We start from the raw sequence: 16,629 nt of genomic DNA on the forward strand, positions 1-16,629 counted from the left end.
TTAGTTTAACACAAGAACACATGAGCGCACAAACATTCGTTCGTTTTTTTCTACTTGACCGAACAGAAGTTCTTGTTTTATGATGAGAACAGATAAACGAACAGACGTTCTCGAGAACGTGTATTCTTATTCCTAGGAGGTAATCGTTATGAGAGACACAATCAATGGAATCATTTTAGTCGGCATGTTGGCACTTGGAATGTTCGCGTTTTATATGGTCGGGGAAATGCGCCACGATGTCGAAGTCGTCGCGACCGAACCAGTAATCGAGCATAGCATCGAAGAAGAAGTCGCCTTGACGGAGGCCGAGTCGCTCGAGGCACAGCTTCTCGCTGAACGCGCTGAGAAAGAAGACGACAAGACGACGTGGTTCGCCGCCGAATAATCTTTTCTGATTGCGAACAGCCCCCGAACCTGTGTATCGTAGAGGGCGAATGGAAAGAAAGGAAGTGACGGGATGCGAGTCGTCATTTATTGTCGCGTGTCGACGAACAAGTCCACGCAAGAGACGTCACTCGGTCGCCAAGCGGACGAACTGACGCGGATGGCGAAACGTCTTGACGCTGAAATCGTCGATGTGATCAGTGAGCAAGAGAGTGGGTATGAGGTCAATCGGACGGGGTTGCTCGATTTGTTGGAGCACGTCTCGACATCTAATCTCGATGCCGTGCTCGTGAGCGATGACAGCCGCCTCGGACGAGGGAACGCGAAAATCGCCATCTTGCATACGCTCATGAAACATAACGTCCGCTTGTTGACGATGCAATCGTCCGATGAATACGTCGTCTCGGATGCCGAGAAGATGGTGCTTGAAATCGTCAGTGTCGTCGAGGAATACCAGCGTAAAATCCATAATGCGAAAATCTCACGCGGCATGCGTCGGGCGGTCGCGAACGGGTTCAACCCGCACCGCAACATCCAACATCACGATCAAGGCGGTCGGAGCCGAATCGAAGTGCCGATCGAAGAGATCGTCCAACTGCGCGAGCGCGGACTGACGTTCGCTGAAATTGCCGCCACGCTACGTGGTTTTGGCTATGAGGTGTCGAAAGCGACCGTGAACCGTCGTTATTTGGAGCACGTATCAGTGCCAGAAACTTGATTCCTGCTCGCTGATTTTGTACAGTAGAAGAACAAATTCAGTAGAGAGGGGGCGAGCCTGATGCTAGCACCTGAACAGTTGGAGCGAATCAATTTTCTCGCCAACAAAGCCAAGACAGATGGACTGTCATCAGAAGAGATGGACGAGCAGCAAGCGCTGCGCCAACAATATTTGCAAGCGTTCCGCCAATCATTCAAATCGCAAATGATGGGGATGAAGGTCGTCGATCCGGACGGGAACGACGTAACGCCTGAAAAATTGAAAGACGAGCAGAAACGACATCGCTCGGAGTGACCACGAATGCACATCCTATTTCATATAGGGTGTGCATGTTTGTTATACGCGAACGGCGATCAGGAGGACTTAATGGACTGATTTTGGACGAAAGGAAGTAAACGATTCCATCTAATGTGTTATACTAATTAATTAGTTGTGACACACGAATGAGTATGCTAAAATATGACGGGTAGAAACTTTGTAACAACAGAGAGGATGAAATTAGTGGAAACAACTACTAAAGAATTATTAGCGATTAACTCGATTCGGACGCTCTCGATTGATGCGGTCCAAAAAGCGAACTCTGGTCACCCGGGGATGCCGATGGGTGCGGCTCCGATGGCGTTCACACTTTGGACGGATAAGATGCGTCACAACCCGAAAAACCCGAACTGGTTCAACCGCGATCGGTTCGTTCTTTCAGCGGGACACGGTTCGATGCTCTTGTACTCGCTTCTTCACTTATCTGGTTACGACCTTTCACTCGACGATCTCAAATCGTTCCGTCAAATGGATTCGAAGACGCCTGGACACCCAGAGTACCGTCACACGGCTGGTGTCGACGCGACGACTGGACCGCTCGGCCAAGGGATTGCCATGGCAGTCGGTATGGCGATGGCTGAAAAACATTTGGAAGCGACTTACAACCGTGATGAGTTCAAAGTGGTTGACCACTTCACATACGGGATTTGCGGAGACGGTGACTTGATGGAAGGCGTGTCGGCAGAAGCTGCCTCACTCGCTGGTCACTTGAAACTCGGAAAGCTCGTCGTCCTTTATGATTCAAACGACATCTCACTCGATGGCGACCTTCACAAGTCGTTCTCAGAAAGCGTCGAAGATCGTTTCAACGCTTACGGCTGGCAAGTGATTCGCGTTGAAGATGGCACGGACATCGATACAATCGCGAAAGCAATCGACGAAGCGAAGGCGGAAACGTCGAAACCGACCCTCATCGAAGTGAAGACGGTCATCGGTTTCGGTTCACCGAACAAGTCAGGGAAATCGGCCTCACACGGCGCGCCGCTCGGCGAAGCTGAAATCGAGCTCACGAAGCAGTTCTATAAGTGGGAAGGCGAAAACTTCTACGTACCGACCGAAGTTTACGACTTGTTCAACGAGAAAGTCGTTGAGCCAGGTGCCAAAGCGGAAGCGGACTGGAACGAACTCGTCGCGGCTTACAAGTCGTCACACCCTGAACTCGGTGCACAGTTCGAGCGTGCAGTGAACAATGAGCTCCCAGAAGGTTGGGACAGCGAGTTGCCGACGTTCGAAATCGGTTCGAAGAAAGCGACACGTCAAACGAGCGGTGAAGTATTGAACGCAATCGCTAAAGCGGTGCCGACACTCTTCGGTGGTTCGGCTGACCTCGCAGGCTCGAACAACACGATGATTAAAGGTGCTGCAGACTTCGATGAAGATCCAGCAGGCCGCAACATCTGGTTCGGCGTCCGTGAATTCGCAATGGCAGCTGCCGTCAACGGTATGGCACTCCACGGTGGTGTCCTTCCTTACGGCGCGACATTCTTCGTCTTCTCAGACTATTTGCGTCCAGCGGTACGACTCGCGGCCCTCATGGGAATCCCATCGACGTTCGTCTTGACACACGATTCAATCGCGGTCGGCGAAGACGGCCCGACACACGAACCGGTCGAGCACTTGATGAGCTTCCGTGCGATGCCAAACTTGTCTGTTCTCCGTCCGGCTGACGGAAAAGAGACGATTGCGGCTTGGAAGCAAGCAATCACAACGAAATCATCACCGTCACTTCTCGTCTTGACGCGTCAAGCGTTGCCAGAACTCGAAGGCACGTCGATTGAAGAAGCGGCTAAAGGTGGCTACGTCGTCGCCGGTAACTCGAGCGAGGCGGACGTCCTCCTTCTCGGTACAGGTTCTGAAGTACACGTCCTCGTCGAAGCTCGCGAAGCACTCGCGGCTGACGGCGTGAACGCGGCTGTCGTCTCGATGCCTTCGTGGGAATTGTTCGAAGCACAGTCAGCAGAATACAAAGAATCGGTCCTTCCTTCGTCAATCACGAAGCGTGTCTCACTTGAAGCGGGCGCGACACTCGGCTGGTACAAATACGTCGGATTCGGCGGTAAAGTACTCGGAATCGACAAGTTCGGTGCCTCTGCCCCTGGGGATCTCCTCATGAAAGAATATGGCATGTCGGTCGACAACGTCGTCGCTGCTGTCAAATCACTTTAATCGCTTACTATCAGTGGTGGCCCGGAGTTTTGGGTCACCACTTTTTTTACAGACGACTAGCGAATTAGCGTAATATAGTGTATAGTAAAAAACGATGTTTCATATGGTAGAGGAGGTTAAGCCTTGAGTACATTATTCTGGATTCTTCTGATCGTGGCAGCACTAATCGGGGGTATTGCGATCGGTTTCTTTATCGCTCGTAAATACATGATGAACTACCTCGAACAGAACCCACCGATCAACGAAGATATGATTCGTACATTGATGATGCAAATGGGTCAAAAGCCGTCACAGAAGAAAGTCAACCAAGTGATGCGCGCCATGAACGTTCAAATGAAGAACGAAAAGAAATAAACCGGATCGACCGAAGCACTTTGCGCCCGCAAAGTGCTTTTTGTATCCATTTTTTGTTAGACAATCGAACAAACTTTCGCTAATCTAAAAGAATAGTCTGAATTCAAGACAACATAGGGGGTGTTTCAGATTCGTGTATTCAAACAATTGGCTTGGTTCTTCAAGCTCGAATGGCGGACGTATGCGCTCGGTATCGTCCTACTCATGTTCGTTGCGGCGCTCGAACTCGTGCCGCCACGCATCATCGGCCGAATCGTCGATGAGATCAACCGAGAATCGCTCGAAACAGATTTATTGTGGATGTTGCTCGGCGGGCTCGCGGCCGTCGGCATCGGAAACTATGTGGCCCGCTTCTTCTGGCGGTACTTCATCTTTGGGGCTTCAATTCGGCTCGGTCGGATGTTGCGGAGTCAGCTCTATCGCCATTTCACCGATTTAGATCAACGTTTTTATAAGAAGTCGCGGGTCGGGGATTTGATGGCCCATGCGACGAACGATGTCCAAGCCGTCTCGACGACGGCGGGTGCGGGGATTTTGACGCTCGTCGACAGCATTACCATGGGGACGTTCGTCATCATCACGATGGTGACGACGATTAGTTGGAAGTTGACGGTCGTAGCGCTGTTGCCGCTGCCGATCATGGTCGCGTTAACGACACGATACGGCAAACTATTACATAATCGGTTCGGGGTCGCTCAGGCGGCGTTCTCCGAACTGAATGACAAAGTCCAAGAGAGCGTCAGCGGTGTCCGGGTATTGAAATCGGCCGGGGAAGTCGGCCGCGACGTCGACTCGTTCGAGAAGTTATCCGACGAGGTCATGGCGAAGAACGTCCGCGTCGCCAAAATCGATGCCCTATACGACCCGACCATCTTCGGAATCGTCGGCCTCTCGTATATCCTATCGATTGGCTATGGTGCCTATTTGATTGAACAAGGCGAGCTGACAATCGGTCAAATCGTCAGTTTCACGGCGTATCTCAGTTTGCTCACTTGGCCGATGCTTGCGTTCGGCTGGCTGTTCAATATCGTCGAACGCGGTCGTGCGTCTTATGACCGAATCGAGCGAATGCTCGCCGTCAAACCTGAGATTCAAGATGACCCGATGGCGGCGACGAAACTTGCCCATTCGGAGATTGAGGCGGACATTCATGCCTTCCGCTATGACGAGACACCCGTCTTACAAGACGTGTCGTTCCGAATCGAACGCGGTCGCACGCTCGGGATTGTCGGACGGACAGGCTCCGGTAAAACGACAATCGTTCGGTTATTGACGCGGGAGTATGACGTCCATGACGGCACGATTAAAATCGGGGGTATCAATATCCGACAGGTGAAAAAGTCACTTCTGCTCGACAAGGTCGCCGTCGTCCCGCAAGACCACTTCTTGTTCAGCGACTCGATTGCAAACAATATCGCGTTCGGTAAACCGGAAGCAAAACTTGACGAGATTATGGAAGCAGCTAAAATCGCCGAAGTGCATGATGACATCATGCGGTTACCAGAAGGTTATGCCACGCTTGTAGGCGAACGGGGCGTGACGCTATCGGGCGGCCAAAAACAACGCATCTCGATTGCACGTGCCCTCATGATCGAGGCAGACGTATTGATTCTAGACGATGCTCTCTCCGCCGTCGATGCGAAGACGGAAGAAGCGATCATCGAGCATTTCCGGGCCGGGAATCCCGATCAATCTCGGTTGATTGTCGCGCACCGACTGTCTGCGGTCGAGCACGCCGACGAGATTCTCGTTCTCGAAGACGGTCGTATCATCCAACGGGGCCGGCATCAGGACTTGATTCGCGAACCGGGATGGTACAAAGATACGTATGATCGTCAACAGCTCGAAGCAATCGTAGAAGGGGGTGGCCACCATGAAGCATGACGTTCAGGAATGGGCGGTCATCAAACGTCTATTGGCGTATACGAATCGTTACTCACGCCCACTCAGTCTCGCTTTCGTCTTTTTGTTGCTCGCCACCGGTGCGAAGCTCGCGGGACCGTTTTTAATCAAGGTCTTTATTGATGAGTTCGTGACGCCAGGCGTCTATCCGACGAACTGGGTCGTCACATTGCTCGTCGTTTATTTGGTCTTGCATGTGTCGGCGATCATCTTCGACTATTTACAGTCGATTTCATTCCAAAAAATCGCCTTAAAAATCGTTCAAAACATTCGGATGGATATTTTCCGTCACGTCATGGGCATGCGGCTCGCCTATTTCGACCGGACGCCAGCAGGCGTACTCGTCTCGCGGATTACGAACGACACCGAGGCGGTCAAGGAGCTGTACGTCGGGGTGATGAGTACGTTCGTCCAATCGGCCGTGCAGCTGCTCGGGACATACGTGTTCCTTTACATCCTCGAACCGACGCTCGCAACGATGGGGCTTGTGCTCGTGCCGTTGTTCTGGCTCATCATCTGGGTGTATCGTCGCTACTCGACAAAGTACTTCGCGCAAGTGCGTGATCTGCTGTCACAATTGAACGGACAGTTGAATGAGTCGATTAACGGGATGGGAATCGTTCAACAGTTTCGTCAAGAAGAGCGGCTTGTCCGCCAATTCGAAGAGACGAACGAGGCCCACCAAGAAGCACGTTATCGGAACTTGAAGCTCGACAGTATGTTGTTGCGACCGATTATCGAATTGTTGCTCGCCTTCTCCATCATCGGGCTGCTCGGCTATTACGGCGTCTTGTCAACGACCGAGCAAGTACAAGTCGGGGTCGTCTACGCCTTTATCAGCTATATCGAACGAATCTTCCGTCCCGTGCTCGATATCATGCAACGCTTGAGCGAATTTCAACAGGCGGTCGTTTCGGCGGACCGAGTTTTCAAAGTCTTGGACACGGATGAACCGGCCCCAGGAAAGAGCTTAGAGGGAACGGCTGAAATTGGCTCCGGAGAAGTACGCTTCGAAAACGTCACGTTCAGCTATGACGGAGAAGTCGACGTATTGAAACATATCTCGTTCGTCGCTAAGCCGGGAGAGACAGTCGCACTCGTCGGTCATACCGGGAGCGGGAAGAGTTCAATCATCAACTTGTTGACCCGGTTCTATCCGTATCAATCAGGACAAATCACGATTGATGGGCATCCGATCGAGCAGTTCGAGGAAGCCGAGCTTCGAGCCAAAGTCGGCCTTGTGCTCCAAGACCCGTTCTTGTTCACGGGGACGATCGAGGACAACTTAAAACTATTTAACCCGACAATCGACTCGGACAAAGTTCGGGAAGCAGCTGAGTTCGTCCAAGCCCATACGTTCGTCGAGAAACTCGAGGCCGGCTACGGGCATACGGTCGGTGAACGGGGGGCGACGTTCTCGAGCGGGGAACGGCAATTGCTCGCGTTCGCCCGGACGGTCGCCCGGGATCCGAAAATCTTGATTTTGGATGAGGCGACGAGTTCGATTGATACCGAGACCGAGGAGCGCGTTCAGCTCGCCCTCGAGCGGATGAGACGTGGTCGGACGACGATTGCCATCGCACACCGGCTCTCGACAATTCAAGATGCCGACTTGATTCTCGTCCTCCATCGAGGTGAAATCGTCGAACGAGGTAATCATCAATCGTTATTGAAACAAGACGGGCTCTACAAAAAGATGTATGAACTTCAATCAGGCCAACATCTGATGTCATAAATTACAAAAAAAGACGCCAATACCGGCGTCTTTTTTTCCATGGAAAAGGCTCTCCACAAATGTAATGCGGAGAGCCGTTCATTTAAAAATTTAGGTGTTCTGAAGCATGTATAGCCAGGACGTGACGTGTGATCAGCTTGTCTAACTCTTGGCTGACGTGAATCACTTCAGGAGACGTCCAACTGTGCTGTGAAGCGATTTCGTACAGTTCATCGCGTTTCTGTTCAATGGCATAATGTAAGTTTTCAGCTGTGATGACCGCCACGGTGTTTCCCCCATCATTATAAAGTCAAAAGTGTTACTTAAGAATATCCAAATCTTAGCATCTAACACTACTGTTTACAAGTTTCATTTCCATTTCAAAGATTACAATTTCAATCAAACAATCGTTGCAGAAAAAGATGCGAGCATTTTGAAAAGGTTTTCGCTATAATGGGGCTGAAAGGTGGAAGATCGCATGGAAGTTACCCTTTGGCTCGCATTTGGGGCGGGCGTCTTGTCATTTTTGTCTCCGTGCACGCTACCGTTGTATCCAGTCTTTTTATCGTATATCACTGGGGTCTCTGTCTCTGATTTGAAGAGCGAAGGACTGCGGCAGCGCACGGCATGGTTTCATACGTTCTCATTCCTCTTCGGTTTCTCTATCGTCTTTCTCGTGCTCGGTTTGTCGACCTCGCTGATTGCCGACGTGTTCATTCAATACAAAGATAGTTTGCGCATGTTCGGTGCCATCCTTATCTTCGTATTTGGTGTCTTCTTGGCAGGTCTCTGGCAACCACGTTTTATGATGCGCGAAAAAAAACTCGCATTAGGAGAGCGCAAGAGCGGCTATTTTGGGACGGCACTCATCGGAATCGGATTCGCAGCAGGGTGGACACCTTGTACCGGACCGATTCTTGCTGGCGTCATCGCCCTCGCGGCGTCGAACCCGAGTCAGGGAATGGGCTATATGTTGGCATACGTCATCGGCTTTGCCATCCCATTCCTCGTTATGGCCGGTTTTGTCGGCAAAATCAAGTACTTGGCACGCAATAGCGCCAAGGTAGCAAGATTCGGAGGCTATTTGATGATGGCTTTCGGCGTCGTATTATATTTTGATGGCATGAACCGCTTCGCTGCTTGGATGAGCGAATTAGTAGGATTCACCGGATTTTAAAGGGGTTGACCGAATGTCGATATTTTGGGGATCGACCCTCGTCGCACTGATGATGGGCTTGATTGCGAGCTTCGTTCGCGTCAAAGCGTCAGCACGTCCGACGAATGCGAAAAAGATTTTGATTCCGCCGCTGGCGATGTCGACGGGCATGTTACAATTTCTCGTCCCGGCGTTTCGGCTGACTTGGCTCGAGGTCGGAGAGGCGCTGATCGTGGGATTGATTTTCAGCGTGTTCCTCATCAAGACGTCGAATTTCGAGAAACGTGACGGAGAGGTGTACTTGTCCCGTTCGAAAGCGTTCTTCATCGTCGTGTTTGTCTTATTGGCCATCCGGACGGTCATGAAGGCGTTCCTTGGCGACGAGGTCAACATATTCGCGACGGGCGGCCTGTTCTACTTGATCGCCTGGGGCATGATTGTCCCATGGCGCATCGCCATGTATCAAAAGTACAAACAAATCGTAGCATCATAAACGGCGTCCCTTGCGAGGGACGCCGTTTTGTCGATTAAGAAGATTTTTTGGTCATGGCTGCCTCGGTCTCGGCATCGATTCCGGTGTTGGCCTTGACGAGAATCCGTTCGAAGTTTCCGGCGACTTCATCTGACTTCGTCACGTACGTCCCGACGATAGCGGCGAGGAAACCGAGCGGGATCGACACGATGCCCGGATTCGTGAGCGGGAACAGAGCCTCACCGATAAAGATGGCGGAACCGTCCGGCGCCCATACGTTCGGGCTGATGGCGACGAGGAAGAGTGACGAGAACAAGCCGACAATCATGCCGAACACGGCTCCTCCGGTGTTGAACCGTCTCCAGTAAATCGTGAACAAGATGACCGGCAAGTTCGCACTGGCGGCCACGGCGAAAGCGAGCGAGACGAGGAAAGCGACGTTCATCGACTGTGCGAAAAACGCGAGTCCCATCGAGACGAGGGCGACAGCGATCGAAGCGATGCGGGCAGCCGTGACTTGTTCTTTCTCAGTCGCTTCCCCCTTACGGACGATATGTCCATAGAAGTCGTGCGCGAATGCCGAGGCGGCCGAAAGGACGAGGCCGGCGACGACGGCAAGGATCGTGGCAAATGCGATTGCCGCGACAAAGGCGAACAACAAGTCGCCGCCGAGCACTTGGGCCAGAAGCGGTGCGGCCATGTTGCCGGCCGGGTTGGCGGCGATGATGGCATCCGAGCCGACGAATGCGGCCGCCCCGAATCCGAGGAAAATCGTCAATATGTAGAACGCACCGATGACCCATGTCGCATAGACGACGGATTGGCGTGCCGTCGGCGCATCCTTGACCGTGAAGAAACGGATGAGGATGTGGGGCAGACCGGCCGTCCCGAGGACGAGCGCCAAGTTTAGCGAGATCGTGTCGAGCGGAAGCTTGAACTTGTTGCCCGGGTCCAAGAAACTGTCGCCGAGCGGCGTCGCCTTGCTCACTTCCGAGAACATGGTGAAGACAGAGAAGTCAAAGCGAGCGAACACGAGAAACGAGATGATGGCGGTCCCGATCATCAATAGCACAGCTTTCGTGATCTGTACCCATGACGTCGCGGTCATCCCTCCGAAGACGACGTACACCGTCATCAAAATCCCGACGACGACGACACTCGTCGTGTATGGGATGCCGAGCAATAACTCGATGAGCGCGCCGGCCCCGACGAGCTGGGCGATCATATAGAAAATCGAGATGACGATGGCGTTCATGGCGGCGACACCGCGCACGCGCGGTTTGTTGAATCGAGCCGCAATCATATCGGCCATCGTATACTTGCCAAGGTTACGGAGCGGCTCGGCGACGAGATAGAGCACGACGAGATAAGCCACCAAGAAACCGATTGAATAGAAGAAACCGTCAAATCCGGCGAGGGCAATCATCCCGGCAATCCCGAGGAAAGAAGCTGCCGACATATAGTCCCCGGCGATGGCGAGCCCATTTTGGAAACCGGTCAACCCTCCATCGGCCGTATAAAAGTCGCTCGCGGTCTTCGTTTTACGAGCGGCGAAGAACGTGATGACGAGCGTGAGCCCGACAATCGCGAGGAATAATAAAATAGCGGTCCAGTTCATCGGTCGTCCTCCTCTTGTTTGATGGCGGTGACGAGTTCGTCAAACCGACGGGCCCGGCGGCTGTACATCACACAGAACGTCCAGGTCATAAAGAATTGGGCGAAGGCGAGCACCCAGGCCCATGTGATGTCTCCGGCGACCGGGATATTCAAAAAGGTGAAGTAACTTGTCGAGATTGGCAACGTGAAGTAGAAGATAAGGGAGAAGATGATGGATGGAACAATGAACCGATTCTTTTCTCGCATCAGTTTGTGAAACGTCTGGCTCTCGACAATCGCTTCGGCGGAGCGGGTACTGTCGGTTTGCGTGACATGTGTGACATCATGCATATAAAAACCTCCTTCGGCATCAAGATACGTACATTATAGAAATGTAAATAAAGGAAAAGCTATCCATTTTTTATTGCAGAAAACGAAATTGTTATACTAATATTGGTCATACCACTTTAATGTAAGCGTTTCCAATATTGTCTATATTATGAACATTATCTTTAGATAGTTATCACTCGTGAAAAGGGTACTTTTGACCTATTAGTCGTATGGCACAATTTCGTAAGCAGGAGACATAATCAGTCGGCTACGATGAGTCGACATCAAGGGGTGAACAAAAAGACGCCAGGCACATGTCCTGACGTCTCGTCTCATTGTTGGAAGTAATGTTGATACACTTTCCAGTCGATTTGCTCTTCTTCAAGTGCCTTCTTTAAGAACTTATGGTCCCGCTTCGGAGTTGCGGCGATATAGCCTTTGACGACGAGCTCGGTCGTCATTTCACGTGCTCGGGTCTCGAGGGCGAATTGTCCGATCTTACCGGCGATCTTGCGGATGGCGACGTCGCGGAACAGCTCTGGTACCGGCGTGACGAGGCGGTCGAGCAACGTTCGCGTCTCCGGCGTCCATAAGTGGCGTGTCTTGTCGATGTAGTCATCCTCGATGTCGAGGAGTGAGCGTCCGTCTTCTTTTGGCATTCGTTTCAAAAATTTACGGAACATAAAGTAACCGCCGATCGACATTAACCCGATCATCACGAATCCCCAGAAGACAATGAAATACATCATCAAGTTTTCTGGCATCGTCTTTCCCCCGTTCTGTCATTTCACGATCATTCAAGCTAAGTATACAAAAAAGGGGCGCGATACAAAAGCTACAGCTATCCGTTCCCTACTATAAAGATGGACGAAACGGGCCGGTTTCGTTAGAATAGATAGCGTTGCAGTGAGCAAGACATCGTATAAATCGTATTGTCCAGAAAGGAAAGAGCCATACATGAATCAATTAAAACAAGAAGTTGAGAAGCGTCGTATTTTCGGCATCATCTCGCACCCGGATGCAGGTAAGACGACGCTGACGGAGAAGTTGCTCCTCCACGGAGGCGCCATCCGGGAGGCGGGGACGGTCAAAGCCCGCAAAAATTCCAAGCATGCCAAGTCGGACTGGATGGAAATCGAGAAACAACGTGGGATCTCGGTCACCTCGTCGGTCATGCAGTTCGTCTATCAAGATAAGGTCGTCTCAATCATGGACACGCCCGGACACAACGATTTCGGGGAAGACACGTACCGTGTGTTGACGTCGGTCGATAGCGCCGTCATGGTCATCGATGCGGCCAAAGGGATTGAGACGCAGACGAAGAAATTGTTCCAAGTCTGTCGGATGCGGGGGATTCCAATCTTCACGTTCATGAACAAATTGGACCGCCAAGCGAAAGACCCGCTCGAACTCATGGAAGAGCTCGAAGAAGTGCTCGGGATGCCTTCGGTCGCCGTCACGTGGCCGATCGGGAGCGGGATGCAGTTCGAAGGGGTGTACGACCGCCTGAAGAACGAAGTCCACTTGTTCCGGGGTGAGAAAGGGACGCTCACGTTGAACGAGGACGGCGTCAATGACCCGATTCTCGCCGATTATTTAACGGAAGAGAACTTGACGAACCTTCGAGATGAAATCGATCTTCTCGACGGTGCCGGCAATGAAATCGAAGTCGATGCGATTCAGCACGGGAAATTGACTCCGGTCTTTTTCGGGACGGCCCTCGTCGACTTCGGCGTGACATCGTTCTTGAACCACTATCTCGCCATGTCACCGGCCCCTGAGGCCCGTAAGTCGAATGTCGGTCCAATCGACCCGACGTCAGAAGACTTCAGCGGCTTCGTCTTCAAGATTCAAGCGAACATGAACCCGGCCCACCGTGACCGCATCGCCTTCGTCCGCATCTGTTCGGGCGTGTTCGAGCGCGGCATGGACGTCACACTCACGCGGACAGGGAAGAAAATCAAATTGAGTCAATCGACGCAGCTCATGGCCAACGACCGGGAAACGGTCGATCAGGCGTTCGCTGGAGACGTGATCGGGATTTACGATTCGGGGACATACCAAATCGGCGACACGATCACGACGTCGAAACAGAAAATCGCGTTTGAGGCGTTGCCGACGTTCCCGCCTGAACTGTTCATGCGCGTCTCGCCAATCAACTCGCTCAAGTCGAAGCATTTCCACAAAGGTGTGGAGCAGCTCGCCCAAGAGGGAGCAATTCAAGTGTATCGCAACGAATACAACGAGATTTATCTCGGTGCGGTCGGTCAACTCCAATTCGAAGTGTTCGAGTATCGCTTGAACAACGAATACGGCGTCGACATCCGTATGGAGCCGGTCTCGTACAGCGTCGCACGTTGGGTGAAGGACAAGGAATTGAAGGCGCTCAAGCCCTTCCAGGACTCACGCAACATGCTCGTGACGGATCGTTGGGAGCGTCCTGTGTTCTTGTTCGCCAACGAGTTCACGTTCGATCGCTTCAAAGAACGGTATGAAGATGAGCTCACGCTCGTCGACGCTCTCGACGTCAACGTCGAGATTGGCGCAGAATAATGATTGAAGACGGCTCTTGTCCAAGGGCCGTCTTTTCATGTTTCAGTGAGTCTGACGCTATTGATAAGTTTTACTTATGACTAATTTGTGACGGAATGTATTTTACGTCACGCTATAGTTGTATTATGATAAACATGTGATAAGTAAGCGATTACGGCACGTGCCGGCATCGCCGCTTTCAAAAAGGGGGATATCGTATGGAACAGACGAACGTATTAGACGCTTTCAAATCTCGGACGCAGTTCGAGGTCAATGGACAAGCGTACGATTATTACCGGCTTAAAAAGCTTGAAGAAGAAGGGGTGACGGAACTTAGTCGACTTCCGTACTCGATTCGCGTATTGCTCGAATCTGTGCTTCGCCAACAGGATGGCCGTGCCATCACGAAAGAACATGTCGAGAACTTGGCTAAATGGGGTACTGCCGAAGTTTCGAAAGACATCGATGTTCCGTTCAAACCGGCTCGTGTCGTTCTTCAGGACTTTACGGGTGTACCGACGGTCGTTGACCTCGCCTCACTTCGCAAGGCGATGGCTGATCTTGGTGGAGACCCGAACAAAATCAATCCTGAAATCCCGGTTGACCTCGTCGTCGACCACTCGGTCCAAGTCGATGCGTACGGTTTTGCCGGCGCACTCATGAAAAACATGGACATCGAGTTCGAGCGTAACGAAGAGCGCTACAAGTTCTTGCGTTGGGCCCAGACGGCGTTCGACAACTATCGCGCCGTTCCGCCTGCGACAGGAATCGTTCACCAAGTCAACTTGGAGTACTTGGCGTCGGTCGTCCTCGAGAAGAATGACGGAACGGGCAATGTCGCCTATCCAGACTCGCTCGTCGGAACGGACTCGCACACGACGATGATCAACGGTCTCGGCGTCCTCGGTTGGGGTGTCGGTGGAATCGAAGCCGAGGCGAGCATGCTCGGACAACCGTCTTACTTCCCGGTACCAGACGTCGTCGGCGTCAAAATCATCGGTGAAGTCAATCCGGGTGTCACGGCGACAGACGTCGCGCTCGTCGTCACAGAGATGCTCCGTAACGAGAAAGTCGTCGGCAAGTTCGTCGAGTTCTTCGGTCCATCGCTTCACACGATGCCGCTCTCAGACCGGGCAACGATTGCCAACATGGCGCCTGAGTATGGTGCGACTTGTGGCTTCTTCCCAGTCGATACAGAGACGCTCAACTATATGCGCACGACAGGTCGCCCAGAAGAATTGATCGACCTCGTCGAAGCCTACTCGAAAGCGAATGACTTGTTCTACACACCAGATCAAGCGGACCCGTCGTTCACGAAGACGCTCACGCTCGACTTGTCGAAAGTACAACCGTCGCTTGCAGGACCGAAACGTCCGCAAGACCGTATCAACTTATCAGACCTTCAGACAGCGTTCGTCGATAGCGTGACGGCACCAGCAGGGCACAGCGGCTTCGGTCTCGAAAAATCCGAGCTTGAGAAGAAAGCAGCTATCAACTACGCAGACGGCTCTGTCGACATGCGCACGGGTGACGTGGCGATTGCAGCCATCACAAGCTGTACGAACACATCAAACCCATACGTCATGGTCGGAGCAGGTCTCGTCGCGAAGAAAGCCGTCGAACGCGGTCTCACGGTTCCAAAATTCGTGAAGACGTCGCTCGCACCGGGCTCGAAAGTCGTTACCGACTACCTTGACAAAGCCGGTCTCACGCCATACCTCGACCAACTCGGTTTCAACACCGTTGGGTACGGATGTACGACATGTATCGGAAACTCGGGTCCACTCGACCGCGAAGTCGAAGAAGCGATCACATCGAACGATTTGCTCGTCTCATCGGTCCTCTCGGGGAACCGTAACTTCGAAGGCCGAGTCCATCCGCTCGTCAAAGCGAACTTCTTGGCGTCACCGCCACTCGTCGTCGCTTACGCGCTCGCCGGATCAGTCAACTTCGACATCATGAACGAGTCGTTCGGAACGGACAAAGATGGCAACGAGGTCTTCTTCAAAGACATCTGGCCATCAAACGATGAAATTAAGATGGTCGTTCAAGATGTCGTCTCACCAGAAGCGTTCCGGAAAGAGTACGACACGGTGTTCACAGGGAATGAGCGTTGGAATGCCCTCGACGTGCCAGAAGGCAACTTGTATGACTTCTCGGACGATTCGACGTATATCCAAAACCCACCGTTCTTCGAAAACCTCGAGCCAGAAGCGGGAGAAGTACATGCGTTGAACGGACTCCGCGTCATCGGGAAGTTTGCTGATTCGGTCACGACCGATCACATCTCACCAGCTGGAGCATTCTCGAAAACGACACCAGCCGGCCAATACCTTCAATCGAAAGGTGTCGCACCGCTCGACTTCAACTCGTATGGCTCACGCCGCGGGAACCACGAAGTCATGATGCGCGGTACGTTCGCGAACATCCGTATCCGTAACCAAGTCGCACCTGGCACTGAAGGCGGCTTCACGACGTACTGGCCGACTGGCGAAATCATGCCGATGTACGATGCAGCCATGAAGTACAAAGAGCAAGGCACAGGCCTTGTCGTCTTCGCTGGAAACGACTACGGTATGGGCTCGTCACGTGACTGGGCAGCCAAAGGGACGAATTTGCTCGGCATCCGTGCTGTCATCGCGCAAAGCTTCGAACGGATTCACCGCTCGAACCTCGTCATGATGGGCGTATTGCCACTTCAGTTCATGGACGGGGAGTCAGCTGACTCACTCGGACTCACAGGCGAAGAAGCAATCGACATCCAAGTCGACGAGTCAGTCCGCCCACGTGATATCCTGAACGTCAAAGCAACACACGAGAACGGCACAGTGACCGAGTTCAAAGTCATCGCGCGCTTCGATTCAGAAGTCGAGATCGATTATTACCGTCACGGTGGCATCTTGCAGATGGTTCTCCGCAACAAATTGAAATAAGCAACATAGCCTTCCTTTGCAAAAAGGAAGGTTTTTTTTGTGAATATGCGAATA

At 52.3% G+C, this 16,629-nt stretch carries 15 protein-coding genes; 11 read left to right on the plus strand and 4 right to left on the minus strand.

Translation table 11 applies throughout. The features are described 5' to 3' along the window. The first annotated feature begins 148 nt into the window (after positions 1-148). The 7 genes from KNP82_RS05935 (at position 149) to KNP82_RS05965 (ending at position 7,577) form a co-directional block, all read left to right on the plus strand. The gene (locus KNP82_RS05935; RefSeq protein ID WP_214756573.1) at positions 149-385 is read left to right on the plus strand and encodes a hypothetical protein; all 237 of its coding nucleotides are present in this window, start codon (positions 149-151) and stop codon (positions 383-385) included. A 72-nt stretch (positions 386-457) separates the two neighbouring features. Beyond that, positions 458-1,102 (plus strand): YneB family resolvase-like protein, encoded by a 645-nt coding sequence (locus KNP82_RS05940; RefSeq protein WP_021067587.1) that lies wholly within the window; start codon positions 458-460, stop codon positions 1,100-1,102. Positions 1,103-1,162: 60 nt separating this feature from the next. Then, complete coding sequence (locus tag KNP82_RS05945) at positions 1,163-1,396, plus strand: DUF896 domain-containing protein (protein WP_021067586.1); 234 nt, start codon at positions 1,163-1,165, stop codon at positions 1,394-1,396. A gap of 198 nt (positions 1,397-1,594) precedes the next feature. Beyond that, positions 1,595-3,586, plus strand: a complete 1,992-nt coding sequence (tkt, locus tag KNP82_RS05950; RefSeq protein ID WP_029595351.1) for a transketolase — start codon at positions 1,595-1,597, stop codon at positions 3,584-3,586. Positions 3,587-3,709: 123 nt separating this feature from the next. Next, positions 3,710-3,940: a YneF family protein gene (locus tag KNP82_RS05955; RefSeq protein WP_021067584.1), complete on the plus strand. Its 231-nt coding sequence runs from the start codon at positions 3,710-3,712 to the stop codon at positions 3,938-3,940. A gap of 129 nt (positions 3,941-4,069) precedes the next feature. Beyond that, positions 4,070-5,824, plus strand: a complete 1,755-nt coding sequence (locus KNP82_RS05960) for an ABC transporter transmembrane domain-containing protein (protein WP_029595352.1) — start codon at positions 4,070-4,072, stop codon at positions 5,822-5,824. Further along, positions 5,814-7,577, plus strand: a complete 1,764-nt coding sequence (locus tag KNP82_RS05965) for an ABC transporter ATP-binding protein (RefSeq protein WP_214827328.1) — start codon at positions 5,814-5,816, stop codon at positions 7,575-7,577. The genes KNP82_RS05960 and KNP82_RS05965 overlap by 11 nt, the downstream gene beginning before the upstream one ends. An 82-nt stretch (positions 7,578-7,659) precedes the next feature. Here the strand turns inward: KNP82_RS05965 and KNP82_RS05970 are convergent, their stop codons facing one another. Further along, positions 7,660-7,842 carry an aspartyl-phosphate phosphatase Spo0E family protein gene (locus KNP82_RS05970; RefSeq protein WP_029595353.1) on the minus strand — a complete coding sequence of 61 codons (183 nt, stop codon included), beginning with the start codon at positions 7,840-7,842 and terminating at the stop codon, positions 7,660-7,662. A 192-nt stretch (positions 7,843-8,034) separates the two neighbouring features. Between KNP82_RS05970 and KNP82_RS05975 the strand changes: the two genes are divergently transcribed. Together KNP82_RS05975 and KNP82_RS05980 are read left to right on the plus strand one after the other, a co-directional pair. Next, the gene (locus KNP82_RS05975) at positions 8,035-8,733 is read left to right on the plus strand and encodes a cytochrome c biogenesis CcdA family protein (RefSeq protein WP_021067580.1); all 699 of its coding nucleotides are present in this window, start codon (positions 8,035-8,037) and stop codon (positions 8,731-8,733) included. Between the two features lie 19 nt (positions 8,734-8,752). After that, complete coding sequence (locus tag KNP82_RS05980; protein WP_034797347.1) at positions 8,753-9,205, plus strand: CcdC family protein; 453 nt, start codon at positions 8,753-8,755, stop codon at positions 9,203-9,205. Between the two features lie 34 nt (positions 9,206-9,239). Here KNP82_RS05980 and KNP82_RS05985 read toward each other — a convergent pair whose 3' ends face one another. The 3 genes from KNP82_RS05985 to KNP82_RS05995 all read right to left on the minus strand — a co-directional run bounded on the left by KNP82_RS05985 (position 9,240) and on the right by KNP82_RS05995 (position 11,874). After that, on the minus strand, positions 9,240-10,802 hold the full coding sequence (locus KNP82_RS05985; protein WP_021067578.1) for a solute symporter family protein: 1,563 nt from the start codon (positions 10,800-10,802) through the stop codon (positions 9,240-9,242). Next, a complete protein-coding gene (locus KNP82_RS05990; protein WP_021067577.1) occupies positions 10,799-11,131 on the minus strand; it encodes a DUF485 domain-containing protein in 333 nt (110 codons plus the stop codon). The genes KNP82_RS05985 and KNP82_RS05990 overlap by 4 nt, the downstream gene beginning before the upstream one ends. Before the next feature lie 311 nt (positions 11,132-11,442). Further along, positions 11,443-11,874, minus strand: a complete 432-nt coding sequence (locus KNP82_RS05995) for a DUF2621 domain-containing protein (protein WP_021067576.1) — start codon at positions 11,872-11,874, stop codon at positions 11,443-11,445. Positions 11,875-12,067: 193 nt separating this feature from the next. On the opposite strand from KNP82_RS05995, the gene KNP82_RS06000 reads away from it, so the two are divergent. Together KNP82_RS06000 and acnA are read left to right on the plus strand one after the other, a co-directional pair. Beyond that, the gene (locus KNP82_RS06000) at positions 12,068-13,663 is read left to right on the plus strand and encodes a peptide chain release factor 3 (RefSeq protein ID WP_058763801.1); all 1,596 of its coding nucleotides are present in this window, start codon (positions 12,068-12,070) and stop codon (positions 13,661-13,663) included. A 197-nt stretch (positions 13,664-13,860) separates the two neighbouring features. Next, positions 13,861-16,575 carry an aconitate hydratase AcnA gene (acnA, locus tag KNP82_RS06005; RefSeq protein WP_214756576.1) on the plus strand — a complete coding sequence of 905 codons (2,715 nt, stop codon included), beginning with the start codon at positions 13,861-13,863 and terminating at the stop codon, positions 16,573-16,575. The last annotated feature ends 54 nt before the right edge of the window (positions 16,576-16,629 follow it).

Source organism: Exiguobacterium sp. s26, assembly GCF_018618235.1.
Classification (GTDB): domain Bacteria; phylum Bacillota; class Bacilli; order Exiguobacteriales; family Exiguobacteriaceae; genus Exiguobacterium; species Exiguobacterium chiriqhucha.